The sequence below is a fragment of the Micromonospora sp. TSRI0369 genome (genome assembly GCF_001905625.1).
In the GTDB taxonomy this organism is placed as follows: Bacteria; Actinomycetota; Actinomycetes; order Mycobacteriales; family Micromonosporaceae; genus Micromonospora; species Micromonospora echinospora_A.
This window is the reverse complement of sequence record NZ_LIVU01000006.1, coordinates 376,765-399,869: the sequence shown is the minus strand read 5'-3', so window position 1 is coordinate 399,869 and position 23,105 is coordinate 376,765. Positions and strand designations below refer to the sequence as shown.

Here is a 23,105-nt window from a genome sequence, read left to right as displayed (position 1 = left end):
TCCGCGCGCCCCCACGCCCACCCCCGGCCGCCGGCGGGAGGGCGTGGTCGTTCGTCGCAGCCGTCTGGCAGGCTGGTGCGGTGACCGTCTACACCCCTCGTCGCGCGGCCCGGGTGCTGCTGGTCGACGCGTCCGGCCGGGTGCTGCTCTTCGAGGGCAGTGATCCGGCCCGGCCGGGTCACCGCTACTGGTTCACCCCCGGCGGCGGGCTGGACGCGGGGGAGTCCCCGGCCGACGGCGCGGCCCGCGAGCTGGCCGAGGAGACCGGCCTGCGGCTGGCCCCGGCCGAGCTGGGCGCGCCGGTCTGGTCGGAGACTGTCGAGTTCCCGTTCGACGGCGTCTGGTACCGCCAGGAGCAGCAGTTCTACCTGGTCCGGGTGGCGGGCTGGGAGGTCGACACCACCGGCTTCAACGAGGTCGAGCGCGCGAGCGTGCACGGGCACCGCTGGTGGACGATGACCGACCTGGCCGCCTCCGCCGAGCGCTACTACCCGCCGGACCTGCCCGGCCGCCTCGGCGCCGTGCTGGCGGGAGGCGGCGCATGCTGACCCCGCCGCGCACCGTGGTGCGCCGCGACGGCGGCCTCTACGCGCTGGAGCGGGCCCTGCAACGGCGGGGCTTCCGGTACGTGGCGGGCGCCGACGAGGCGGGCCGTGGGGCCTGCGCCGGGCCGCTGGTCGCCGCCGCCGCGGTGCTGCCCGAGGGGCGCCGCGGCGAGATCGACGAGCTGGCCGACTCCAAGCTGCTCACCCCGGCCGCCCGGGAGCGCGTCTACGACGAGGTGGTGGCGCGGGCGCTCGCGTACGCCGTGGTGGTCATCCCGGCCGAGGAGGTGGACGCCCGCGGGCTGCACGTGTGCAACCTCGCCGCGATGCGCCGGGCGCTCGCCTCGCTGACCACCCGCCCGGAGTACGTGCTGACCGACGGCTTCGGCGTCGACGGGCTCGACGTGCCGGGGCTGGCGGTCTGGAAGGGTGACCGGGTGGCCGCCTGCGTGGCGGCGGCGAGCGTGCTCGCCAAGGTCACCCGGGACCGGATCATGGTAGAGCTGGACGAGCGGTTCCCCGGCTACGGCTTCGCCGAGCACAAGGGCTACATCACCGCCGAGCACAGCGCCGCGCTGCGCGCGCTCGGGCCCTGCCGGGAGCACCGCTTCTCGTACGTGAACGTGGCCGCCGTCTCCGGACGGGACGGCCGGCCTCCCCGCGCCCGCCGCCCGGCGGGCGCGGACGCGGGGCGGCCCGAGCCCGCGGCCGGGCTGCCGGGACTCGGGCCCGGTGCGTTCGCCGGGCGCCCGGACGAGCCGGTGGGGCGCTCCGGCGCGCCAGGGGGTACCGTCGGCGTGGCGTTGGGCGAGCAGCCGCGACCTCCGGCGTCGGTGGGGGAAGATGTGGTCATGGAAGGCGGAGTGCGATGAGCGCGGAAGATCTCGAGAAGTACGAGACCGAGATGGAGCTGCAGCTCTACCGGGAGTACCGCGACATTGTCCGCCAGTTCTCCTACGTGGTGGAGACCGAGCGCCGTTTCTATCTGGCGAACCAGGTCGACCTGCACGTCCGCAACTCGGACGGTGAGGTCTACTTCGAGGTCGAGATGCACGACGCCTGGGTGTGGGACATGTACCGACCTGCCCGTTTCGTCAAGAACGTCCGAGTAATGACGTTCAAGGACGTCAATGTGGAAGAGCTCGAAAAGCCCGACATCTCGCTTCCCGCAGATTCCGGATTCGGGAGCTGAGCCCCGGGCGGCCCGCCGCCCCGGATCACCGCTCCGGCACGACCACGTCGACCCGCTGCACCAGGTTGTTCGCGAACCCGCCCCGGTTCCACGGCTGCTCCACCGGCTGGGTCCGCCCCGAGGCGTCGGTCGCCCGGGCTCCCAGCACGTACCGCCCCGGGGTCGCCGTCCAGCTCACCGACCACCGGCGCCACGCCCACTCGCCCCCGGCCGGCTCGTCCAGGACCGCCGGCGTCCACGTCCCGCCACCGTCCATCGTCACCTCGACGGACGTCACCGGCGCGTGCCCGGACCAGGCCCGGCCGTCCACCGTGCACGGTCCCGGCCGCACCACCCGGGTACGGGACATGAAGTCCGGGAAGCCGGGCGGGCGCACCAGGGCACGCGGCTCGATCCGGGTCACCGGCACGCCCGGGTCGTCGGCGTCGCGCCGCAACCGGTACGCCACCGCGTTCTGGTAGCCGTCGAACGGCTCCGTCGTCACCGCGATGTCGCGCAGCCACTTCACGTGCGCCATGCCGTACCAGCCGGGCACGATCAGCCGCAGCGGCGCGCCGTGCTGCGGCAGCAGGGGAGCGCCGTTCATCTCGTACGCCAGCAGCACCTCCTCGCGCAGCGCGTCGGCCACCGGCAGCGCCCGCTGGTAGTCCTGCTCGACGCCGCGCTCCACGCCGTGGTCCGCGCCGGTGAACACCACGTCCACCGCGTCGCCGGACAGCCCGGCCTCGCGCAGCAGCGGCGCCAGCGGCGTACCGGTCCACTCGGCGTTGCCCACCGCCTCCACCAGCCAGGGCTGGCTGACCGGCCGGGGATGCAGCAGCGCGCGGCCGTTGCCGGCGCACTCCAGCGTGACCCGGTGGGTCACCCGGGGCCGGTCGCGCAGCGCCGCCAGGTCCAGCCGCAGTGGACGCTCGACCGCGCCGGACACGGTCAGCGCGTACGCGGCGGGGTCGACGTCCGGGATGTCGTAGTGGATGAGCAGGTAGTGCAGGCCCGCCGGGGTCACGTCGTAGCGCAGCGCCTCCAGCGGAATACCGTGGTTACGCGCGGCGAGCTGAAGCTCCTCGGCGCTGATCGCCTCGTCCGGCCCGGCCACCCGGGAGGGCCGGCTGACGTCATCCACAGTGGTCATTACCGCTCCGTCCGCTCCAGCACGTCGTAGCCCACGAACTCGAACATCCGCTCGCCCCGCGTCAGCGGGCGGGGAGTGCCGGTGAAGCGGTGCGCGCCGACGCCCACGCCGTCGGCCGGGCTGCCCACCGCGACCGGCGTGAACCCCTCCTCGGCGAACCACTCGCAGATGACCGGCACCAGATCCGGCTCCCGCCGGTGCCGCGTCCACAGCACCGTGCCGCCGGTGGCGCAGAGCGAGGCGCAGTGGCGCACCGTGGCCCGGATGTCGTCGTCGGTGATGTTGCCGAAGATCCCGCAGACCAGCACGAGATCCGCCGGGGCCAGGTCGGCGTAGCTGTCGGTCAGCGCGGCGTCCCCGGTCACCACCTCGACGCCGGTGAGCCCCGCGTCGGCGGCGGCGCGGCGGGCCAGGTCGGCGTTGCGCGGGTCCAGCTCGACCAGGCGGGCGGTCACATCGCCGCCGCGGGGGTGGGCGGCCAGCACCGGGATCAGGTCGCGGCCCTGGCCGGCGCAGAGGCTCAGCGCGCGCAGCGGACCGGGTGGCGCGGCATCGAGCGCCTCGGCGACGCGCTGCCGTACCTCGGCGAGCCGCCGGGCCAGTGCGGACTCGGGCTGGTCGTAGTCGCGGTGCCAGGCGTACCAGTCCTTCGTCACCCGGCCAGCATAGGCGTCCCGGCCGTAGCAGATCCGCCCCGATTTCGGCGCTCGTCCACAGTAGGGGCGTCGTCCACAGGACGGCCGCGCGCTGCGCGCGGGGCAGCGCGCGGCCGGTCAGGATACGCGGTGTGCGAATCTCGATCGGTCGGGCCGGTAGGGGTCTGGTGCTGGTGCTCGTGCTCGCCTTCTGGTTGCCGGGCGGCTCCGCGGCGGGCCATGACGGTCCGGTGGCAGCGGGCGTTGACGGTTCCGTGGCAGCGGGCGTCTCGGCGGCGGGGTACCGGGGCGCGTTCGGCGGGCCGGCGACCGCCGGACGGTTCCGCTGGCCGCTGCCCGGTCCGCCCCGCGTGGCACGCCGGTTCGACCCGCCGCCGCAGCCGTGGATGGCCGGGCACCGGGGCGTGGACCTGGCCGCCGCGCCGGGTGCGCAGGTCCGCTCGACCGGTGCCGGGACCGTCCTGTTCGCCGGCTCGGTCGCCGGCCGGCCGGTGCTCACCGTCGGCCACCACGACGGGCTGCGCACCACCTACGAGCCGGTCCGGTCCCGGCTCACCGCCGGCACCCGGGTGGATGCCGGCACACCGATCGGTGACCTGCTCGCCGGGCACCCCGGCTGCGCCGACGCGGCCTGCCTGCACTGGGGGCTGCGGCGCGGCGCGGAGTACCTGGATCCGCTCGCGCTGCTCGGGCTCGGCCGGGTCCGGCTGCTGCCGCTCGACCCGATCGCCGACGCCGGTCCTCTGAGCGCCGGTCCCCTGAGTCGTGGCGCCGCTGCCGATCCGGGTCCGCCCGATGCCGGTGGGGCGAGCCCGTTCCCGCCGGACGCGCCGCTCAGCGCCGCTCGCCGCTCAGCGTTGAGCGAGCAGCGTGGGCAGCCGGACGGCCAGCCGGTCGTACTCGTCGGGGGTGTTGTAGACCTGGCCGCACAGCCGCAGGTAACCGCGCCCGTTCCAGCCGGCCACCGACACCTCGGCGGCGAGCCGGTCGGCGATCCGGGCCCGCAGTTCCCGGGCCTCGTCCAGGGTCGTCGCGACGCCCGGCGGCAGCGGCACGAGACGCATGGCGACCGCCGGTCCGCCGGGCTCCGGCAGCCGCTCGGGCGCCACCCCCAGCGCGTCCCCGACGACCCGTTGCCCGTACGCGGCCAGCGCCGCGTTGTGCGCCCGTACCCGGTCCACCCCGAGGCTGCGCAGCGTGAACAGGCCCACCGGGGCGGCCAGCCAGCCGGTGTAGTCGAGCGTCGCCTGCCATTCCACCCGGGTCGGGAAGCCGCTGTCCTGCTCCCACGAGACGACGAGCGGCTGGATCTTCTCCCGCCACTGCGGCGCCACCACGAGCGCGGCGGTGCCGCGCGGCGCGTACGCCCACTTGTGCAGGTTGCCCACCCAGAAGTCGGCGCCGATCGACGCGACGGTGGCCGGCAGCATGCCCGGCGCGTGCGCGGCGTCCACCAGCACCGGCACGCCCTGCTCCCGGGCCACCGCGACGAGCGCCGCGGTCGGGAACAGCCGGGCGGTCGGCGAGGTCAGCTGGTCGACGATGAGCAGCCGGGTACGCCCGGGCCGCAGCCCGGTGCGGACGATCTCGACCACCTCCTCGTCGGTGGCGGTCAACGGCACCGGGAGGGTGCGCGAGACCGCCCCCGTGCGGGCGCACTCCCGCGCGATCGAGAGGGCCACCGCCCCGTACCCGTGGTCGGTGGTCAGGATCTCGTCGCCGGGGCGCAGCGCCAGCGACTGCAACACGACCGCCGCGCCGGCGGTGACGTTGCCGACCAGCGCGGTGCCGTCCGGGTCCGCGCCGAGGAACGCGGCCAGATGCCGCCGGGCGTGGGCGATCCGGTCGACCAGGCCCTGGGTGAAGAACCGCAGCGGGTTGGCCTCCATCTCGTCGCGCAGGCGCTGCTGGGCGCGTTGCACGGCGATCGGCACGGCGCCGAACGAGCCGTGGTTGAGGTGGCTGACGGAGGGATCGAGGGAGAAGAGCAGCCGAGCACCGGGAATCGGCTCGGGCGGCTGCGGCACCGTCATCCGTCGATCCTAGCCCGGGATGAATCATCACCCGGCCGGATTCCGTCGGTCAGGCGCGGGGGTGCGCCTGCCGGTACGCCGCGCGCAGCCGCTCCACCGACACGTGCGTGTAGATCTGCGTGCTCGCCAGCGACGAGTGCCCGAGCAGCTCCTGGACCGCCCGCAGGTCCGCGCCCCCTTCGAGCAGGTGGGTGGCGGCCGAGTGACGCAGCCCGTGCGGCGTCACCCGGGGCACTCCGGCGGCCTCGGTCCAGTCGGCCACGATCCGCCGTGCGGTGGTCGGGTTGAGCCGTCCGCCCCGCGCCCCGAGCAGCAGCGCCCGGCCCGAAGCGGGCGTCGCCAGAGCCGGCCTTCCGAGGCTCAGCCATGTGTCGAGCGCCCGCTGCGCCGGCACCCCGTAGGGCACCGACCGCTCCCGGCCGCCCTTGCCGAGCACGCGCACCACCCGGCGGCCCTGGTCGACGTCGGTCACGTCCAGGCCGCACGCCTCGCTGATCCGCACGCCGGTGCCGTAGAGCAGTTCGAGCAGCAGCCGGTCACGCAGCAGCACGGCCTCGGGTATGTCCGCGCCGGGTGCTCCTCCGGGTTGCGGGGCGTCGGCGGGCCGGGCGGCCTCCATCAGGGTGGCGGCCTGGTCGGCCCGCAGCACGGTGGGCAGTTCCCGCCGGGCCCGAGGGCTCGCCAGCGGCGCGGCGATGTCGTCGGCGAGCAGACCGGTGCGGTGCGCCCAGGCGCTGAACGTCCGGGCGGCGGCGGCGCGGCGGGCCAACGTCGTCCGGGCCGCGCCCATGGTCCGCTGCTTCGCCAGCCAGCTGCGCAGCACGGCGAGGTCCAGCTCCGGCAGTTCGGCGCAACCCATCCGGACCGCGTGGTCGAGCAGCGACACGAGATCCGTGACGTACGCCCGGACGGTGTGGACGGACCGGTTGCGCACCCGCGACAGGTGGTCGGCGAAGTCGTCCACCGCCTCGCGCATCGACGCCGGCAGGTCCTCGTGCGCGGCCCTGGTGCCACGCCGCCCCTGGCTCACCGCGGCGCCCTGACCTGGCGCACGCGGTAGTGCCGGAGGCGGACAGCGATCACCGGTCCAGCGTACGGCCGGAGCGCCGCCGCGCGCTGAGCCGCCGCACCGCCCTCACCGCGCCGGCCGGGTCGTTCCCGTCGCGTCTGCGGTATGCCCTGCGCCGCCGCGCCCGTGCCTTCGGCCTGACGATCGCGCCGCGCCGAGCGGGGGTGGCTAAAGCGGGCCTGGACAGAGGAAACTCATGCTGCGGCCAGGCACAGGGCGGCAACCGGACGGCAGCGTGGCTGAGCCGGCGCCCCACGGGTGGCCGATCCGGCCGCGATCGGACAGCCGCGTCCCGCGACGGTGACGCCCGGTACGAAATGGGGCCGACAGTGGGAGTGGACGCGGTCCTCTACCGACAGATATCGGCGGGCAGCAGTCGTCGCCGGCCCGCGTACGTCTCGATCGAGGTCGTCGCGGACCCGCAGGACGTGCTGCTCGGCCTGCTGGCGCGGGTCCGCGGAGGTGGCCGGACGCCGCTGCTGGATCGCGTCGACCCGCTCGGCGAGCTGAGCGTGGACACCGAGCGGATGTCGCAACTGCTCGCCGACCTGCGGTGCCTGGCCGAGGTGGCCCGGGCGCCGGCGGAGGCGGACCACATCCGCCGGCTGGCCCGGCTGGCCCGCCGCTGCGCGGAGCGCCGCGACACCGAGATCCGTTTCGAGGGCGACTGACACCGCAACGATCGCGCGTTCCCTTCCGTGGCGGCGCCGTGCCGGCTCAGGTCGCGGCAGGCTGCCGCGTGGCCCGGATCCGCCGCGTGCCCCACACGATCAGCAGGACTCCGGCCACGAACAGCGCCGGACCGGCGACGAAGCCGATGTCCCGGACCATCAGGTCGAGGTCGTGCTGCTTCTCCGCCTCGGCCTTCTGCGCCTGGTAGGAGCCGTCGCCCGCGCCGAACATGCACCGGTCCCGGGGCGTCATCACGTCCTCGCCGCACATTGTCGGGCCGTTCGGGTCGTAGTCACCGATGTCGCGGTGGGACAGGAACGCGAAGAACAGCACGAAGAGGCTGACGACAACCAGCATGCCGCCGAGCGCCCGACGCCCGGATCCGGGTGGGCCCGCCGCCGGGTTGCGGCGCGAGGTCTCCTGCGTGCTCATCGGCCACCTGTGCGCGCCAGCGGGATGGCCGACGCCGGCACGGTGAGCCGTGCCTCGGCGCATGGTCCTGGCCATTGTGGACGTATTCGACGATCCGCTGCCCCAGTCATCCTTCTCCCCGTGACGGCGCCCGGCGTACGGCCCGGCGCGATCGTTCCCGCAACGGCCTCCGCCGCGCGCGAAATGGTGATCCTAGAAGACCGAGGCCGGTCCCACGGCCCCGTCGCAGGGCGGTTCCGAGGGAGCGCGCGCCGGCCGTTCACGGCGGGCCGGCCGCTGCCGGGGCGAGCGCGTACCCGCCGTCGCGGCGCACCACCATCGCCAGTTCCTCCAGCAGGGACAGCTTGCGCATCGCGGTACGCAGATCCATGCCGGCCCGGGCGGCGACGCTCTCCAGATCGAGCGCCCGGCGGCGGGGCAACGCCTCCAGCACCTGGGTGGCCTCCTCGTCGAGCCGGTCCCGTGGGCGCTCGGGCGCGCGGGCCGGCGGGGCCAGGTCGTAGCCGATCCGCCCCACCTCCTCCAGCACGTGCGCCAGGCCGGTGACCAGCCGGGCGTCCGGCCGCTCGCGCAGCACCTCGTGCCCGCCGACCGACATCGCGGAGGTGACCGGCCCGGGAACGACCATGGCGTGGCGCCGGAGGCCGAGCGCCCGGTTGAGCGTCTGGGTGGCGCCGCTGCGCGCCGCCGCCTCCACCAGCACCGTGCCGCGTGTCGCCGCGGCTATCACCCGGTTGCGGATGAGGAACCGTGGCCGCAGCGGCTCCGCGCCCGGCATCCACTCGCTCACCAGGAGGCCCGTCTCGGCGATCCGGTCGAACAGCGCGGCGTTGCCCATCGGGTACGGGCGGTCCACCCCGCACGCCAGCACGGCGACGGTGCGCGCGCCCGCTGTCAACGCGCCACGATGTGCGGCGGAGTCGATGCCGAACGCCCCGCCCGACACCACCGTCCACTCCCGGTCGGCCAGGCCGTAGCCCAGTTCGGTGGCGACGTGCGAACCGTAGGGGGTGGCCGCGCGGGCGCCGACCACCGCCACCGAGTGCGCCAGCGTCTCGCCGAGCGGCCACGCCCCGCGTACCCAGAAGCAGAGCGGCGGGTCGGTCTCCACGTCGACCCGGCGGGTGGCACCGGACAGCGCGAGTCGCCGGAGGTCACGGACCTGGACCGGCCACTCGTCGTCGTCCGGGGTGACCAGCCGGGCGCCCAGCCGCTCGCCCCGGGCCAGCGCCTCCGCCGCGACCGCGCGGGCGTCACCGGCAGCGGCCCGCGCCGCCACGGCCGAGCGCAGGGTCCGCTCCGGCGCGCCGCCGGACAGCAGCAGGTCGAGCGCGGCGACCGGGCCGATCCGCTCGACCAGGGCATACACGGATCGGGTGCCGGGCTCGGCGAGCCAGGTGAGCGCGACCCGCGCCAGCCTGGTCTCGTCGGTGCTCACGCGGCCTCTCCCGTCCGCAGTTGGATGGCCTCCGCGACGTCGTCGTGGTCGGGCCGGTCCCGCCCGTCCAGGTCCGCGATGGTCCAGGCGAGCCGCAGTACGCGGTCGTAGCCGCGCGCGGACAGCGAACCGGTGTCGAGCCGGTGCCGCAGGTCCGCGGTGACCCGGGCCGGCAGATGCCACGGCGGCCGGCGCAGGTGCGGGCCGGGGACGTCGGCGTTGACCCGGTGACCGGTGGCCGCCCAGCGGTCGGCGGCAGCCTGCCGCGCGGCGGCGACCCGGGCGGCGACGGTGGCCGAGGACTCGTGCGCGGCGTCGGTCCGCAACAGTTCCGCCGCGCGTACCGCCTGCAGTCGGACCTGCACGTCCACCCGGTCGAGCAGCGGCCCCGACAACCGCCCCAGGTAGCGCCGCCGGGCCAGCGGCGTGCACTCGCAGTCGACGTCGCCGGACGGCTTCGCGCAGGGGCACGGGTTGGCGGCCAGCACCAGTTGGGTGCGGGCCGGGTACTCGGTGGCGCCGCGAGTGCGTGCCACACGTACCCGGCCGCTCTCCAGCGGCTGCCGCAACGCCTCCAGGGCGCCCTTGCCGAACTCGGGCGCCTCGTCGAGTGATCTAGTTTGACTCCACCCAAAGGAGCGCCCCCGGGCAGTGCTGCGAACACTGAGCCGGGGGCTTGATCAGGAATCGGAGTCCTGACCCGTGACCACTGTAAGCCCTGCCCCCGCGGGGGGTGCTGCCGCCGTAAAGACGGCCCTGCTGGAGTCCAAAGACCTCCGCCCCAATGAGCGGCTTGTGTTGGTCGCCATCGCGGCGCACACCAACCGTGACGGCCTGGCCTGGCCGTCGGTCGCCACGATCGCCGAGTACGCGGGAGTCTCCGCCCGGACTGTTCAGCGGGCCCTGGCGAAGCTGGTTCAGCTTGGCCGCCTGGTCGTGCGCCAGGCCGCCAACATCACTACCCGGGTCTATCGGCTGGTGACGGGGAAGCCGTCCGAGGGTGACAACCAGCGCGACGGGGTGACAAACGAGGGCCCCGTGGGTGACAGCCAGGGTGTCACCCGAAGTGGAGAAGACCAATCGAAGATGAAGCGCGCTGGCGCGCGTGACTGGCGTAGCTGGATCAAACCCAAGAACCCCACTCAGCGAGTCCCGTACGGGTCCGTAGAGCGTCGTGGGGCCGCTCTCCCGGTTGCTGACAAGGCGGAGCAGTGCCGGACCCACCGGGGTAGCCCCCGGGGCAACTGTGGCCCGTGCCGCTCTGAGGCTCTGGCGGGTGCCCGATGACGAACACCGCCGCCTACGCCCTTGCCCTGGTCCTGATCGGTGGACCGACCGTGATGCTCACGCCGTTCGTCGTCGCTTGCCTCTTGGCCGCCCAGCACTCGCAGCAGGTTGCTGACGACATCGCGCACCAGGCTGGTGCGCCGTCTGTCGCCACCAGCCGCCGGGAGCTGATCGCCCGATGACGACGACCACCGTTCCCAGCGCGTACCCGGCCGCCGTCACTGACCTGCTTCCCGCCGTCCGGGACCTGGCGGACAGGCTCGGGGAAATCCCGTCCCGCAACCGGATCATGCGTGAGTTCAAGGTGGGTGCGCCGAAGGCTCAGGCCGTCCGGCTGGCCCTGGTTGCTGAGCCCATCACGCTGCCCGATGAGACCGAGGCCGAGCCTGCCTCGAACCCGTGGGAGTACGCCGAGCCTGCCCCGGTGGACCTGGTCCCGCCGGTGCCGTCGGTGGACATCACCCCGGGTCCGGTGATCCTGCCCGCTGTGAAGGTCGCTGAGCCGTTGCCGCAGCCTGAGGGGGACGGACACCCGCCGGTCACGGCGGAGCCCTCCCCGGTGCCGCTCAAGCGGCGCAGCCTGGCTACCTGGCCGGTGGTGCTGATCGCCCTCCCGGCGTTCGTGGCTATCTGGTCCGGGTGGGTTGGGCTTGGTGGACTCACCGGGTTTGGAGTGGTCCACCCGCTTCCCGGGATCGCTGACGGGTTCAGCATCAATACCGCTATCACACTGCCGGTCGGCGTTGAGGTGTACGCCGCTTACGCCCTCCGGGCTTGGCTGTCGGGCCTGGTTCCGTCCCGGGCCCGCCGGTTCGCCAAGTGGTCCGCTATCGGGTCGCTGCTGGTGGGTGCTCTCGGTCAGGTCGCGTATCACCTGCTGGTGGCTGCCGGCATCCAGTCGGCTCCCTGGTGGATCACCACCCTGGTTGCCTGCCTCCCCGTGGCCGTGCTCGGCATGGCTGCCGCCCTTGCTCACCTGTCCGGTGAGGGGAGCGAGCAGTGACCGAGCTTGAGCGGGCTATCCGCCGGCTACGACGCAAGCACACCATTTCCCGGGTTGCCTATCGGTACCTCTCCGGCCGTCCTCTCGACGGCCGCGAGGGCTACCCGTACCGCCAGCGTGGCAAGGGTCAGTGGGCTGGTTGGCAGCGTCAGGCTTACCGCCTCGGGATTCCGGCCGTAGCCGCCGTGACTGCGGCCTACCCGGGGCAGGTTGGTGGAGTGCTCGGGGCCGCCGTAGCGGTCACCGGGTGGCGTACGCGCCGCCGGTTCGTGATGCGCCGCTTCAACAGGGAGTACGTCACCCCGACCCTCGCCGCTCTCGCTCCGGCAATGGGCCTACAGACCGGCGTGCGGCTCCACGTCGATCCGACGCTGGGCAACCTGACTCCCCGGTTGGCTAAGCCGCTCAGCCCGGCTGAGATGGCCGTGCGGCTCTGGTATGGGGAGAACGTAGAGCCGATCATCCGGTGGCTTCCTGAGCGTGCTCAGCGGGCCGCGTGGGCGATACAACGGCAGGCGGAGCCGATCACGTCCCGGCTGGCTGTGTTCCGCCGTCCCGTTGACCCGGACAAGGGCCCGCGTATCGACCTGACCGCCGACACGCCCTACCTGACTCGGGAGCAACGGCAGGTCGTCTCGTCCATCGTGAGCAGCAAGATTCCCGTTGCTGACCTGGTGGAGACGTGGCACCAGGTAGGGCCGCGGGTGACCGCTACGTGGACCGTGCGCAAGCGTCCGCCCTCCCGGGTCGGTGCTGAGCAGGTCGCGGCCAACCTTGCGGGGTTGGCCGAATGGGAGTTCTACCTCGGGCAAGGTGCCGGGGATCGGCCGGTCACGCTTTCCCTGCGTGACGACTCGCCGCACATCGCCGTGAGCGCGGGCACCGGAGCGGGCAAGAGCGTGCTAGCGGAGCTGGTTGCCGTGCAGGTACTCAATCGGGGTGGCAGGGTCGTCATCCTCGACCGCAAGGGATCGCATCGCTGGGCCCTCGGGTTGGCGGGGGTGGACTACTGCACCAAGCCGACGCAGATGCATGACGCCCTGGTGCGCCTCGCCGCTCTGGCGGACGAACGCAACCAGCTTGCACTACATGAGGCTGAGGACTGGGACCCTGGCCCCCGGGTGCTGGTGATCGCTGAGGAGCTGAACGCGACCATCGGGCAGCTCGTCAACTTCTGGGCTGAGGTGCGCGGCAAGGGCGACCCGAAGCGGTCCCCGGCCGTCTCTGCCCTGGCTGACCTGCTCTTCATGGGTCGTAGTGCGAAGGTCAACGTGCTGGCTATCGCGCAGATGCTCACCGCGCGGGCCATCGGTGGCCCGGAAGCGCGGGAGAACTTCGGGGTTCGGTGCCTTGCCAGGTACACGGCGAACAACTGGAAGATGCTGGTTCCTGAGGCTGCCATGCCCCGGGCGTCTCGGACGCTCGGACGGTGGCAGATCGCCATCGGTGGTCAGACCACGGAAACCCAGGTCGCTCACCTGACCGTTGCGGAGGCTCGGGAGCTTGCATGTCCCCGGTCCTCGGGGACTTCGCAGGTCAACGGCCCATCAAGCCCTGCCGGGGACTTCCTGACGCTGCGCCAGGCCGTAGATGCCGGGGTGCTGCCCTGGTCGTACGAGGCGGCCAAGAAGCGGCTACAGCGGCGCGTGGGCAACGTGCCCGAGGCGCGCGGCAAGCAGGGGAACGCTGACCTGTACGCAAGACACGATCTTGCTGCTTGGGCAGACAGGTGAGGTAGCCCAGAGCCAGGCATGCTGCGCGACGAGGGCCCGGCCGAAGCCGGGCCCTCCGCCCTATCCGTTACCTGTTGAGCAGCGAGGCGAGCAGGTTCCCGAGGGCAACCAGCACTCCTGCTGCCGCCCCCAGAATCGGCGGTACCGCGCGCATGTAAGCAAGTCGCCGCTTGTGTCGCTGTTCCTGCTCTTCCGTGCGGTCCTCATCATGACCGGAGGAAGTCTCGTCCTCGGCGTCCCTACTTGCGTTGACGCTGTTCTTTAGTTTAGGTAGATTCAAACTAGCTCCCTATAAGCTTGTCACCCTGACAAAGACGACGGAGTTACTAGCAGCGCCTGGGGCGGAATCCCGGGCGTTGCTTCTTTCGGGCCAATCGCGCCCGACACCGTCGGTTGCTAATCGTTGTTCATCGGCCGAGAGCCGGTCAAGCAGGACCAGAGGGTCGGCAACGCGCCGTTAGGCCCTGGATGGCTCGTAGAAATTCCTCTTTATCTGAGAGGGGTGACGGCCGTCGGGAATTAAAGAGAGCCCGTCACAGAGCCTTACGGGGGCCTCCCCGGCCACGTTTCGGGGGATGGTCAGAAGCCGTGGCGCGATGCACGCGTCCGCTTTGGGTGCTCTTCGGTTCCTGCGAATAAGTGCCTACCGCAGGAAGCGCGCTACTCGCGCAAGATCGCATAAGTCCGACGCAGTGGTCATACAGACGTCGGAAGAGTCGGCCTCAGGTCGCGCAACCCTGCCGATCAACTCAGGGTCCGCTAGAGCCGGCTCAGCTCAATCACACCGAGTCGCGGAGGGCGGCCAGGCCGCAGACGGTGAGCACGCCCAGGGCGACGAGCCCGATACGGAGCCACGGCACATCCTCGGTTCGCTTGATGCCGACGGAGAGGGAGACGCCGACGCAGCCGGCGACGACCAGACAGATGATGATCGACAGCACGCGGTACGCGGTGCCGTTCTCGGACCACCAAGCCCATGTGCCGAAGACTGCCGGCACGAACATCAGCAGGCTGAGGGCGAGCAGCGGGAAGGCGATTCTCCACCGCTTCCAAACGCTCATTGCGGTCGCTCCTCCTCAGGGCGGTCCGGGCCGGCCGTGCCGTCCGAGTCTGGGAATGCCGAGTCGCCTGCATTGTGCAGTAGCCGGGCCTGTCGCTCGAACTCGGCTCGCTCCTCCGGTGCCATCGCATCACGACGAGCCATGGCCTCAGCGAACTCCGCGTGCAAGGCCGTGCCGTGCCACGACATCGACGCCGCTGTGCGGAGGTCTGCCTCACCGCTGAGGACGGTGTGGGCCAGCGAACCAAGAGGATCGTCCGGGCCCCTGCTGTGAGCCAGCGTGGCGAGGACGGCGCGGGCGAGGGGGTCCCGGGTGATGTCGTCCGTCATCAGGACCCCAAGCCAGGGTGCTGATACGGCTTCAAGTCCGGCAGCTTCGCTACCTCCATACCAGCCTTCACCATCTCGATAGAACCAGCGATGAGTTTGAAGGTCGCTTCAGCATTGCCGAAGAACGTCGAAATCTCGTTGTACAGGTCGTACGCCTGCCAGACGTACCACGCTGCCACCGAGTAGCCGAGGACCGGGCCTACGCCCGTCTCGATGGTGGCTGTGCCAACCGCTGCGCTGGCGTTGACCATGATCAGCACGTCGATCAGTTTGGTGATCAGTCCGGTGACGACATTGTGAAGCTGCTTCGCCGCTTCGGCTGCACGGCTGTATAGGTCTGCATACTGATCGCAGACAGGGCGTAGGGCGCGAGCTGCTGAGCCGAGAGACAGTTGGTACTCCTGCTCTCCCTCTGCTGCGTTACCTCGCCAGACGGACGGAACGTCCGCCGCGCCACTGATCAGGTTCCGACCGAGGTCGTCCATCGCATTGCCGATGATCCGCCATGCGGCAGCGCAGTGGACGTATGAGTCCCAGTCACCACTGAACGCCTTGCCCCAAGCCTCGAACGGGTCTTCACCGAAAACCCACACACTTGTCTGACGCAGCCAGGCAGCCGGACTGACCAGGTCGGCAAGTGGGTTGAGTTGGAACATCTCGATGCCGGTTGCGTAGTTCGGAGGCACTAGCCGGGCCCCGGCGTCGGCCACGTCGGCGAAGGGCGAGCGGGAAGCCGTCGGCCAAAGGTCGGGACGGGTAGGGCCGACAAGCGTGCCGCGTAGGGCGGACGAGTCACGCGCACCCGGGTAGGTCTTATCCAGCCGCGCTGCCGACGATGCATCAGAGGTGGCGTACTCACGCTGCGCCAAGTTGACCTGAGTAGCGGCCCCTTGTGACAACGTCTTGAGCCGTTCCAATCCTTCGGTCATCCGGCGGTAGGCCGTGCGGTGAGGGCCCGCGAGCATGAAGAGCAGGCCCTGCTGATCGAACGTGAGGTCACAGTGCCGGGTCATGTAGCCGTGGGCGTCCGCGGCGTCCTCAGACGCCCGGTGGAGCAGGTTGTACAGCCCATTCATGCCGGCAGGATCTACGAAGAAGCCGCCGCTCATGCGGCCAGCTCAAACTGCGCGGCCAGCCCTGGTGACTTCATGTGGCCTCCCCGCCATCAACTGCCAACATCACCGAAGGTGATCGAGCGGTCGCAGCTTACGACAAGCCCTTAGGCATCCGCTGCCCCGGCAAGCAGTGCCGTCAGCACGCGCCATTGGTGTCAACGGAACGCCGCCGGCGGACCAGCTCAGCAACGTGGGTGGCGGCGGCAATGGGATCTTCGTGCTCCCATACCGTGATCAGTAGCCAACCGGCGCTCCTCAGGAGCTCTTCATTCTTCCGGTCCCGAGCCATGTTCCGACCAATTTTGGCGGTCCAGTATTCACTATTGGCCGTCGGCTTGCGATGATGCTCGGGGCATCCGTGCCAGAAGCAGCCGCGGACTTCCACGGCCACCCTAGCTGGGCGAAAAACTATGTCCGCCTTCATCCGCAGGTCAGGTAGCGGATTTGTGCAAACGCGATAGCGCAGGCCGCGAGCATGAAGGGCGCGGCGAAGCAGCAATTCAGGCTTCGTGTCCCGGCTTCGATTCGATTGCATGGATCGACGGACGGCCGGCGTCGTCGCCCATGACGGAGGCTTGCTCGCCGGCACTTAACTACGTCTCTCGCTTGAGCGGCTTCCAAGCGGCCGTTTTGGTCCGCTCCTCTCCGTCAGGCCAGCACCGGGACGTTACTGAAACTTGGATTTGAGTGCCCTTAGCGGAGCCTCTCGCTCCCACCTCCGCCGAGTGGACATAAGCCTCATGCTCTACTTCTGGCACATTGAAGGCATTCAGCAGCACCCGAGGGAACCTCGATGTATTAAGGGTGTGAAGCGGCGGCTGCTGGTTGTGCGGGATTGATGGATTGGACCGAGGGAAGAGGTAGATGCAAGGCGGGGGCACCCAATCTTCCTTGCCTTCTTGTCCTTCAAAATCTGTGGCCTCGGCGCGCAGGTCGCCAGTTACCCCGAAGGCTTTCGGGCATTCGCGCCGACTCGTTCCGCATCGGGCGTCAAAGAAGATGAACGAGTCAACCACCTTGCGCTCAGCCACGATCTTCGGCATAAGCCTTGTTGAAATGCCCGCCCACGCACCCTCTCCCGGGGGCTTGGCGAGGCTTTCCGGGCAAAGGCTCCACACAACGAATTCGTCTGCCCAGCTTGGGCGATCCCAAATCGTGGTGTTGTTGCCATCAGGGCAGCCCTTAGCCTCGATAGCAACCGTTGTACCGTCAAGCAGGTCAACTCGATAGTCCTGGCGGCCACCCGTGCCGATGAAATCCCACTTAACGATGTCGCCCCTGCGAAGGCAATGATCAAGAACCGCGTGAATAAAACGTTTCTTGTCAGCTCCGCTGGCTGAGGTCTCGCCACGCATGCGCTCTACCGTGGCACGAAGCAGCGGTATCCAGTCCTCTTCTTCAATCTGAGCCGCTTCAAGGATCTCGGGATGGGTCTGAGACAAGTTCCTGAGAATTTCCTTTGTTGTGGGAATCTTCTCAGAAGGGAAGCGGTGCAAGCAGGGGAGAGAGTCTTTGATTTGGACCTTCTTGCTCTTCACTTGTGCTCTTCCTCGCGAGGGGCTCTAGCTTGCCACGGCGGTCAGCCGGCGCGGCTTCATTTCGCCGTTCATCAGGGGAACGAGGTACTTCTCTGCGAGCCAGGCCACCACCGGCACACAGACGGCATCTCCGAAGCCAAAGAGAGCTTGATTGCTTCGAAGGTTGCTGAGCGTGTAGTCCCCGGCTCCCATTAGGCGCGCGTACTCAAGTGGGGTCATCCACCGCACACGAACGGCTCCACCGCCTACCTCCACGACTGCTTGCTTAGATGATCCGCCGCGGGCGGTGCGCAGGCATCCAGAGATGTCATCTGGACGGATCTCCCAAGTGGGCTTGCCGTTTCGCGTCCGGCGGTAGGCGGTCCGGTAGGTGACGGTCTTCCGTGCCTTCAAGTCCTCAAGCCGCCCCGCTTGCACGGGAGACAGGGAGGTGAGGAAGGCATCCCGGCGCTTCTCGTCCCACCAACCGTCAGGGCCCACGGCCTCAACCAGCTTCGAAAATCCTTCGATCTTTGGCGGCGGAGGGGCAGGCAGAGCGGCACGATGGGTCGTCAAGGTCGGATCTCCGAACGGCGCTTGAAGCCAATCGGGGCGAAGCTCGCTGTTGGGGACCGGCTCGTCTTCTGGCGGGTTAAGCGCCCCGACGAGGAACAAGCGGGGCCGCGACTGCGGCACGAAGCGCCGTGCGTCAAGAGTCAATACATCGACCGAGTAGCCAAGACGGTTGAGCTCACGAATGGCGGTCGCCAGGTCTTCGCCGCCATGGCTGGTTGCGAAGCCAACCACGTTCTCAAGCGCGACGACCGCGGGTCGGCCGTCCTCACCCATCTCTTCCAGTACCTTCGTGAAACCCCAGAAGGTCGAAGACTCACTGCCGCTGAGCCCTCTGCGCCAGCCGGCTAGGGAGAGGTCAGTGCAGGGGAACGACGCCCAAGCAAGATCAAGGTTGGACGGCATGTCGCTGCCCTTGACCTTGCCTACGTCGCCCGGCTTGAAGACGTGACCCTCGGTATTGCCGAAGTGTCCTTCGTACATCTCCTGCTTGGCCGGCTCGATGTCGTTGGACCACACAACGCTGATGCCAGCCTCCTGCAAGCCGAGGCGCACAAGGCCGATGCCAGCGAAGAACTCGGCCGCGGTGAGCATGGAGGTCTCTGGCTCTGTCGGAACACTCTTCAGCGTTGTTGCGATCTTCACCCAAGCGACCCTAAGTCAAATCTCGTCGCAGGTCGATCCTGCGTGGCAGGTGTCGCAGGGCAAGTTGGGCCCTGCCGTGGGTAGAACGAGGCTCTGCCGTAACGGGGCTCCGCTGGTGGTGCAGCCCTGGCACCCTACGCTGTGGCAGGCACGTCTATGAGCGGGTGAGGAGACGTTACGTGGTAGACGGTTGGCAGGAAGCCAGGGATCACTTTCGCCGGCTCGGCAGGGAGCACGCGACGGAGGAGTTGCGGACCAATCCTGAGGGGGTGGCGGAGCGTCGGCGGGCCCTACGGCTGATCGTCCGGCAAGTTCGTGAGATGCGGTCGGCTAAGCGGTTCGACTGAGTCTGCCGCCCGTCGGTCCATACACCAAACGGTCGTTTGCTGTATGATCATGGGCATGCCGAGGATCAGGAACGCCCCCGCAAACACCGCTGTTGCCTACCTTCGGGTTTCGACCGAAGAGCAGGCCGAGTCCGGTGCCGGACTCGCGGCGCAGCGAGCGGCCATCGAGGCGGAGGCAGCCCGGCGGGGCTGGACCATCGTGGCGTGGAAGGAAGATGCCGGAGTGTCCGGGAAGTCTCTTGATGGGCGTGAGGGCTTGGCGGAGGCTTTGGAGTTGGTGGAGTCCCGACTGGCTGAAACCCTGGTAGTTGCCAAGCTGGACCGGCTTTCCCGGTCCCTGATCGACTTCGCCGCCCTGATGGACCGGGCGCGCGCGAAGCGTTGGAACCTGATTGCCCTTGATCTCGGCATCGACCTCTCCACCCCGGCGGGCGAATTCCTCGCCTCCGTCATGGCCTCTGCCGCTCAGTGGGAGCGGCGCATCATCGGCCAGCGCACGCGCGAGGGGCTTGCGGCCAAGAAGGCCGCTGGTGTCCGTCTCGGGCGGCCCGTCGCCCTACCGTCTCAGGTGCGCGGCCGGATTCGCAGCGAGGCCGCCAGCGGTAGCAGTCTGGCGGCCATCGCCCGTGGCTTAAACGACGATGATGTGCCTACCGCCCAGGGCGGCAAGAAGTGGTACCCCTCCACGGTTCGAGCGGTGCTCGCTTCTCGGTAGGAGGTCAGTGATAGCGCGAGACGCGCCTTAGGGACTAGACAGCTGCCCGGGTGGAGCGTTGGGCCTCCTTGTAAAGGTTCATGATCTGCTTTTCGCTGTGCGCTGCATGCAGTTGGCCCTTCGGTGTCGCTGTCAGGGCATCCAGAAGCTGGCGACGTGTTCTGCCGACGATCTTCTTGTCGATCAGTGTCAGCAACTCTCGGAACTTGCGGTCTGATCGCTCCTGATGTAGCCGATTAATGATGTCTTTATCGGTAAACAGGCCCAGGGCGTGTCTCGCCTCTGAAGGGGTGAAGGCCTCTATCAGCTGCTTGTAGGTAGACTTCGCCGCCCATGACTCTCCATAGCCGTTCGTCAGGAACACGAAGACCAGGGTCTTGACGTACTTGCGTCGGACCGGACCAGGTACGGCTGGGGGATCGCCGACAAGCAATGCCAACTGACCAGCGGGCGGCCCCTCAGCAGTGAAGTTGTTGTATCCGAGATGAGCCGCCATCAGGGCATCGAGGGCTGCATCAATCTCTGGGCTCCGCAGTTCGTCAGGCAGGTAATTTGATGCGTCTACAGTATCCAGCAGTTCTCGCGCTAGCTGGTACTCGGCTTGCTGGTGATTAACCCTGTAGCGTCCCGCCTTCACCCCGAACTGTCGGCGCGTCTCCTCGCGAAGGTGAGGCCATAGTTCTGGCAGCAAGAGCCGAATGTTTTCCCTTGTTTGATCATCGGCGTTGAGCCGAGTATAAATTCCAAAGAGCCCATTTCCGAGGTTGTCGGCCTGCTCGTCCTGCAACTTATCGAAAGTCGCGGCGATGACCGCAGCATCCTCGGCCTCAAGCTTTGTGGTCTTAATGTTGGCGAGCAGCCTCTTGATCTCAACTACCAGATCATCCGGTTGCAGAGTCATGACCTCTGCAATGCAGACTTCAAGATAGCTAAGCAGTTGAAGTGCGCGCAGTTGCACCTGGTTCGGGTGTGCTGCACTTGCGTGGTTGCGCATGTATCGCACAAGGTCGAGCTGCTGTAGCCCTGTGTCAGACAGCAACCCCATCCGGTTGGCGGCTAGGACAAGCTCCTGGTCTTCCACCTTGGACAAGTCCTCTGCTGCCGACAGCTTCTTGCGCCGGTCGGAGGTCGGGCCTACCGCGAGATCGAAGAAGTACGCCAGGTCGTACGCGGCAACTCGGCGTCGCAGCTCGCCGATCGTCTCGTCCCACAAGTAGTTGAGGGCGGCGTCGAAGAGCCCGGCTGCGACGGCGGCGAGGAACTTGGACAGGTAGACGGAGTCACGCCGCTGCGCCGTGTCCAGTGGTTCAAGGGCCGCTTCTACGCCCGAGAGGACGTTGGCGCGCTGCCTGACCGGGACAAGGATGTTGTTGGTGGGGAGACCAAGCTTCTCGACCCGGTCCAGGAGGCGTTCCTCGAACCCCTGCAGGTCGATGTCCCCCGACGGGGCGCGGCGAGCTAGGGGCCTCGCGTCGTCAGTCATGCGATCTAGCCTGGCACAGGCGTTGGTCCGAAATCGACCCTGATTTTGGATGAGGCCTGCCTGATCCTGCCGCCTGGTCCACCGCGTCCAAGACAGCCCTTGAAGGCTGTGATGGAGGCAGGGGAGGAGCGACAGGATGGAGCAGCTCGGCTCGGATGGTGCGACTCGTTAGAGTGCGCCCAGTCCGCTTCTTATTTATCGAATTCCCACAGGCTCGGGGCAATCGCAGGCGCAAAAATGCGCCTAAAGGCATGGGTCCAGAGAGAGGGAGGGGGAGAGTTTCGACCCCCCTCCCTGCTCCAGTCAGATGTGAGCGGGTCTGTTAGCCCCGTCCCAGCATCTCTAGATGCCCAGAAGTGTCCCGCTTCCACCGGATTCCGTTTGTGTCCGTAAAATAAATAGTTGCACGGGCATTAGAGAAATTATCTGTGAACTGGATCCCGTTTCTGAGCCTGTCCGTCGGAATAAGCTCTTGGGGCTTTGCCCCAGGGGGAAGGGTGTCCTTCTTTATCGAGGCAATGCGTCGGTCATTTCCCTTGCTGTCGGTCACAACCAATCCCAGCTCGAAGGCATAAACTGGCATACCGGAAGCGTTCCGAACATGGGCTGCCATGTATCGTGGGACCTCGGGATTAGGGAGCAAGCTTTTGACAACAATCCACGCGGAGATTCTACGCGCTTGGGCTTGTAGCTCATCCTCCCGCCGTTCCCGCCGTTCGTCCTCGGCGCGTTGGTCACGCTCGGACTCGATCCGGTAGATGCGCCGTGCGATTACCGAAGCCGCGATAGCGGCTATGAGAGCGCCGAAAGAGCCGATGGCGCTTATCCAGGCGGGTATGTCGCCCCAGTCGGCTGTTTGCAGAAGAGCAGAGTTCACAGAGACAGCCTAAGTGGCCCTTGCAACAGCCCGGGTCGCGGTAGCCCCTGCCGTAGTTGTGGGTTCCGATGAGGGCTTAGGTTGTTGGTGGAATCCTCACAGAGTTAGCCTTGGTGGCTGAGGTGGGGGTTGTCAGTCGTAGGGCAGCCTCAAGCTGCCCTCGAACCCGCGGTGTCGTTCAACTCCACCCCGGGATAAGCGAGCGTCAGCCGTCAGGCTGAGAGCGAAGCTGCAAACGAAGTGAGCTATACAGACGGGGCCGGTAGGCCCCTCTACGGTTTATAGCCAGTAGGAACCTCAAAAGAGGTTCCCTCTCTCTTTAGAGAGATAAGGCGGGGTGACGACCCCCCTCTCTCACCCCCCTACCAAACGGGGGTGACCACCCCCCTGCCCCTCAGGGAACGCAGGGAGATAGACCGTTCGGTTCTGAGGACGCCTGCCAGCGTCGTAGGTGTCGCCCATCGCGGCGGCAACGTGCTTCTCCGCCTGGTCGCCAGTCAGCACCCGCAGCAACCCGGCGGCCTCAAGCTCCCGGTAACCGGCCTTGAACTCCTTCCGGTCGTACACGCCGGTACGCCTCACCAACTCGTCTTGAGAAACCCAGGTGCCCCGCGTCGGCGGAGGAGTGGGCTTGTCGGCAAACGAGTCCGAGATAGCGACGGCCGCTTTAAGCGCCGTCATTGTCAAACCCCGGCCGTTGGGACGCTTGGCCCTCATCACCTCCTGCCGCCACCGGATACGCCAGTCACCGCGAATCCTCGGGGCCCCGGTGGGCGGCTTCCGGGCGGGAGCCCGCTTGGGGACCCCGGTCGTGGCGGTCGGCTGATCGTGCCGGACAACGGCACCTTGGGGCGGGGCGTCGTGCACCCGCTCCGGGCGACAGGGCCAGTGGAGTCCCGGACAGTTCCAAAAATCTCCACGGGGGGAAAGCGTTTTAGTGCCGTGAGGGCACGTAGGGGTATCCACAGTCTGTCAGTCTGCCTTTCCGTCGGTCTAGCGTGAGGCGCTACTCGGAAGCGTGCCGTTAGCGCGCATCTCGATACGGCGGAGTTGGTTCGCCTCCTCAAGCGCCCCCACTAGCCGTACAAGTAGCCCCATAAGCTCACGGGTCATCTCTCTGCCTTTCTTGGGGATAGAGATAGAAAAAGGGCCCAACAGTGGGCCCTTGTCCTTGGTCATCAGGGTAGGCGTCGTGCAACACCCTGCCGCCCAGCGTGAAGCTGAACGGCGACTGTAACGCGTTCCATTATA

The 23,105-nt window shown here is 68.7% G+C and carries 22 protein-coding genes and 2 pseudogenes; 10 read left to right on the top strand and 14 right to left on the bottom strand.

What is annotated here, in order from left to right; translation table 11 throughout:
- Nucleotides 1–80: 80 nt before the first annotated feature.
- Genes AMK25_RS22565 through AMK25_RS22555 form a run of 3 tightly spaced genes read left to right on the top strand, consistent with a single transcriptional unit; the run spans nt 81 to nt 1,737 of the window.
- Entirely contained in the window at nt 81–548 is a 468-nt protein-coding gene (locus tag AMK25_RS22565) for an NUDIX hydrolase (protein ID WP_073830367.1), read from the top strand.
- Nucleotides 542–1,417, top strand: a complete 876-nt coding sequence (locus AMK25_RS22560) for a ribonuclease HII (RefSeq protein WP_073830366.1) — start codon at nt 542–544, stop codon at nt 1,415–1,417. Before AMK25_RS22565 ends, AMK25_RS22560 begins: the two co-directional genes overlap by 7 nt.
- Nucleotides 1,414–1,737: a DUF2469 domain-containing protein gene (locus AMK25_RS22555; protein WP_011905215.1), complete on the top strand. Its 324-nt coding sequence runs from the start codon at nt 1,414–1,416 to the stop codon at nt 1,735–1,737. Before AMK25_RS22560 ends, AMK25_RS22555 begins: the two co-directional genes overlap by 4 nt.
- Before the next feature lie 25 nt (nt 1,738–1,762).
- Here the strand turns inward: AMK25_RS22555 and AMK25_RS22550 are convergent, their stop codons facing one another.
- Together AMK25_RS22550 and AMK25_RS22545 are read right to left on the bottom strand one after the other, a co-directional pair.
- Nucleotides 1,763–2,869, bottom strand: coding sequence for a sulfite oxidase (locus AMK25_RS22550; RefSeq protein ID WP_073830365.1), 1,107 nt, complete (start codon nt 2,867–2,869; stop codon nt 1,763–1,765).
- The gene (locus AMK25_RS22545; RefSeq protein WP_073830364.1) at nt 2,869–3,525 is read right to left on the bottom strand and encodes a methyltransferase domain-containing protein; all 657 of its coding nucleotides are present in this window, start codon (nt 3,523–3,525) and stop codon (nt 2,869–2,871) included. Before AMK25_RS22545 ends, AMK25_RS22550 begins: the two co-directional genes overlap by 1 nt.
- A gap of 194 nt (nt 3,526–3,719) precedes the next feature.
- On the opposite strand from AMK25_RS22545, the pseudogene AMK25_RS31635 reads away from it, so the two are divergent.
- Nucleotides 3,720–4,247, top strand: a pseudogene (locus AMK25_RS31635) (murein hydrolase activator EnvC family protein); the annotation flags it as partial.
- A 129-nt stretch (nt 4,248–4,376) separates the two neighbouring features.
- On the opposite strand, the gene AMK25_RS22535 reads toward AMK25_RS31635, so the two are convergent.
- Nucleotides 4,377–5,558, bottom strand: coding sequence for an aminotransferase class V-fold PLP-dependent enzyme (locus AMK25_RS22535; protein WP_073830363.1), 1,182 nt, complete (start codon nt 5,556–5,558; stop codon nt 4,377–4,379).
- 49 nt (nt 5,559–5,607) lie between these two features.
- Entirely contained in the window at nt 5,608–6,534 is a 927-nt protein-coding gene (locus AMK25_RS22530; RefSeq protein ID WP_073830503.1) for a tyrosine recombinase XerC, read from the bottom strand.
- A 422-nt stretch (nt 6,535–6,956) separates the two neighbouring features.
- On the opposite strand from AMK25_RS22530, the gene AMK25_RS22525 reads away from it, so the two are divergent.
- Nucleotides 6,957–7,298, top strand: coding sequence for a hypothetical protein (locus AMK25_RS22525; protein ID WP_073830362.1), 342 nt, complete (start codon nt 6,957–6,959; stop codon nt 7,296–7,298).
- A gap of 46 nt (nt 7,299–7,344) precedes the next feature.
- On the opposite strand, the gene AMK25_RS22520 is transcribed toward AMK25_RS22525, so the two are convergent.
- The 3 genes and pseudogenes from AMK25_RS22520 to AMK25_RS22510 form a co-directional block, all read right to left on the bottom strand.
- Entirely contained in the window at nt 7,345–7,731 is a 387-nt protein-coding gene (locus tag AMK25_RS22520; RefSeq protein ID WP_073830361.1) for a hypothetical protein, read from the bottom strand.
- Nucleotides 7,732–7,990: 259 nt separating this feature from the next.
- Nucleotides 7,991–9,169: a DNA-processing protein DprA gene (locus AMK25_RS22515; protein ID WP_143194782.1), complete on the bottom strand. Its 1,179-nt coding sequence runs from the start codon at nt 9,167–9,169 to the stop codon at nt 7,991–7,993.
- A pseudogene (locus AMK25_RS22510) lies at nt 9,166–9,780 on the bottom strand (ATP-binding protein); the annotation flags it as partial. The pseudogene AMK25_RS22510 and the gene AMK25_RS22515, both read right to left, overlap by 4 nt.
- A gap of 91 nt (nt 9,781–9,871) precedes the next feature.
- On the opposite strand from AMK25_RS22510, the gene AMK25_RS33265 reads away from it, so the two are divergent.
- Genes AMK25_RS33265 through AMK25_RS22490 form a run of 4 tightly spaced genes read left to right on the top strand, consistent with a single transcriptional unit; the run spans nt 9,872 to nt 13,192 of the window.
- A complete protein-coding gene (locus AMK25_RS33265) occupies nt 9,872–10,456 on the top strand; it encodes a helix-turn-helix domain-containing protein (RefSeq protein WP_083664796.1) in 585 nt (194 codons plus the stop codon).
- Complete coding sequence (locus tag AMK25_RS22500; protein WP_073830359.1) at nt 10,453–10,638, top strand: hypothetical protein; 186 nt, start codon at nt 10,453–10,455, stop codon at nt 10,636–10,638. The genes AMK25_RS33265 and AMK25_RS22500 overlap by 4 nt, the downstream gene beginning before the upstream one ends.
- A complete protein-coding gene (locus AMK25_RS22495; protein ID WP_073830358.1) occupies nt 10,635–11,459 on the top strand; it encodes an ABC transporter permease in 825 nt (274 codons plus the stop codon). The genes AMK25_RS22500 and AMK25_RS22495 overlap by 4 nt, the downstream gene beginning before the upstream one ends.
- On the top strand, nt 11,456–13,192 hold the full coding sequence (locus tag AMK25_RS22490; RefSeq protein WP_073830357.1) for a type IV secretory system conjugative DNA transfer family protein: 1,737 nt from the start codon (nt 11,456–11,458) through the stop codon (nt 13,190–13,192). Before AMK25_RS22495 ends, AMK25_RS22490 begins: the two co-directional genes overlap by 4 nt.
- 779 nt (nt 13,193–13,971) lie before the next feature.
- Here AMK25_RS22490 and AMK25_RS22485 read toward each other — a convergent pair.
- From AMK25_RS22485 to AMK25_RS22465, 5 genes are all read right to left on the bottom strand, one after another.
- On the bottom strand, nt 13,972–14,253 hold the full coding sequence (locus AMK25_RS22485; RefSeq protein WP_073830356.1) for a hypothetical protein: 282 nt from the start codon (nt 14,251–14,253) through the stop codon (nt 13,972–13,974).
- A 328-nt stretch (nt 14,254–14,581) separates the two neighbouring features.
- Entirely contained in the window at nt 14,582–15,691 is a 1,110-nt protein-coding gene (locus tag AMK25_RS22475; protein WP_143194781.1) for a hypothetical protein, read from the bottom strand.
- A 142-nt stretch (nt 15,692–15,833) separates the two neighbouring features.
- A complete protein-coding gene (locus AMK25_RS22470; protein ID WP_073830353.1) occupies nt 15,834–16,232 on the bottom strand; it encodes a very short patch repair endonuclease in 399 nt (132 codons plus the stop codon).
- Between the two features lie 58 nt (nt 16,233–16,290).
- Nucleotides 16,291–17,235: a hypothetical protein gene (locus AMK25_RS32040; protein WP_143194780.1), complete on the bottom strand. Its 945-nt coding sequence runs from the start codon at nt 17,233–17,235 to the stop codon at nt 16,291–16,293.
- A 24-nt stretch (nt 17,236–17,259) separates the two neighbouring features.
- The gene (locus tag AMK25_RS22465; protein WP_241826449.1) at nt 17,260–18,432 is read right to left on the bottom strand and encodes a DNA cytosine methyltransferase; all 1,173 of its coding nucleotides are present in this window, start codon (nt 18,430–18,432) and stop codon (nt 17,260–17,262) included.
- 402 nt (nt 18,433–18,834) lie between these two features.
- Here AMK25_RS22465 and AMK25_RS22460 point away from each other — a divergent pair, with 402 nt between their 5' ends.
- Nucleotides 18,835–19,494 (top strand): recombinase family protein, encoded by a 660-nt coding sequence (locus AMK25_RS22460; protein WP_198937630.1) that lies wholly within the window; start codon nt 18,835–18,837, stop codon nt 19,492–19,494.
- Nucleotides 19,495–19,528: 34 nt separating this feature from the next.
- On the opposite strand, the gene AMK25_RS22455 is transcribed toward AMK25_RS22460, so the two are convergent.
- Nucleotides 19,529–20,977, bottom strand: coding sequence for a hypothetical protein (locus tag AMK25_RS22455; protein WP_073830351.1), 1,449 nt, complete (start codon nt 20,975–20,977; stop codon nt 19,529–19,531).
- A 1,231-nt stretch (nt 20,978–22,208) separates the two neighbouring features.
- The gene (locus AMK25_RS22450) at nt 22,209–22,571 is read right to left on the bottom strand and encodes a hypothetical protein (protein WP_206744914.1); all 363 of its coding nucleotides are present in this window, start codon (nt 22,569–22,571) and stop codon (nt 22,209–22,211) included.
- Between the last annotated feature and the right edge of the window lie 534 nt (nt 22,572–23,105).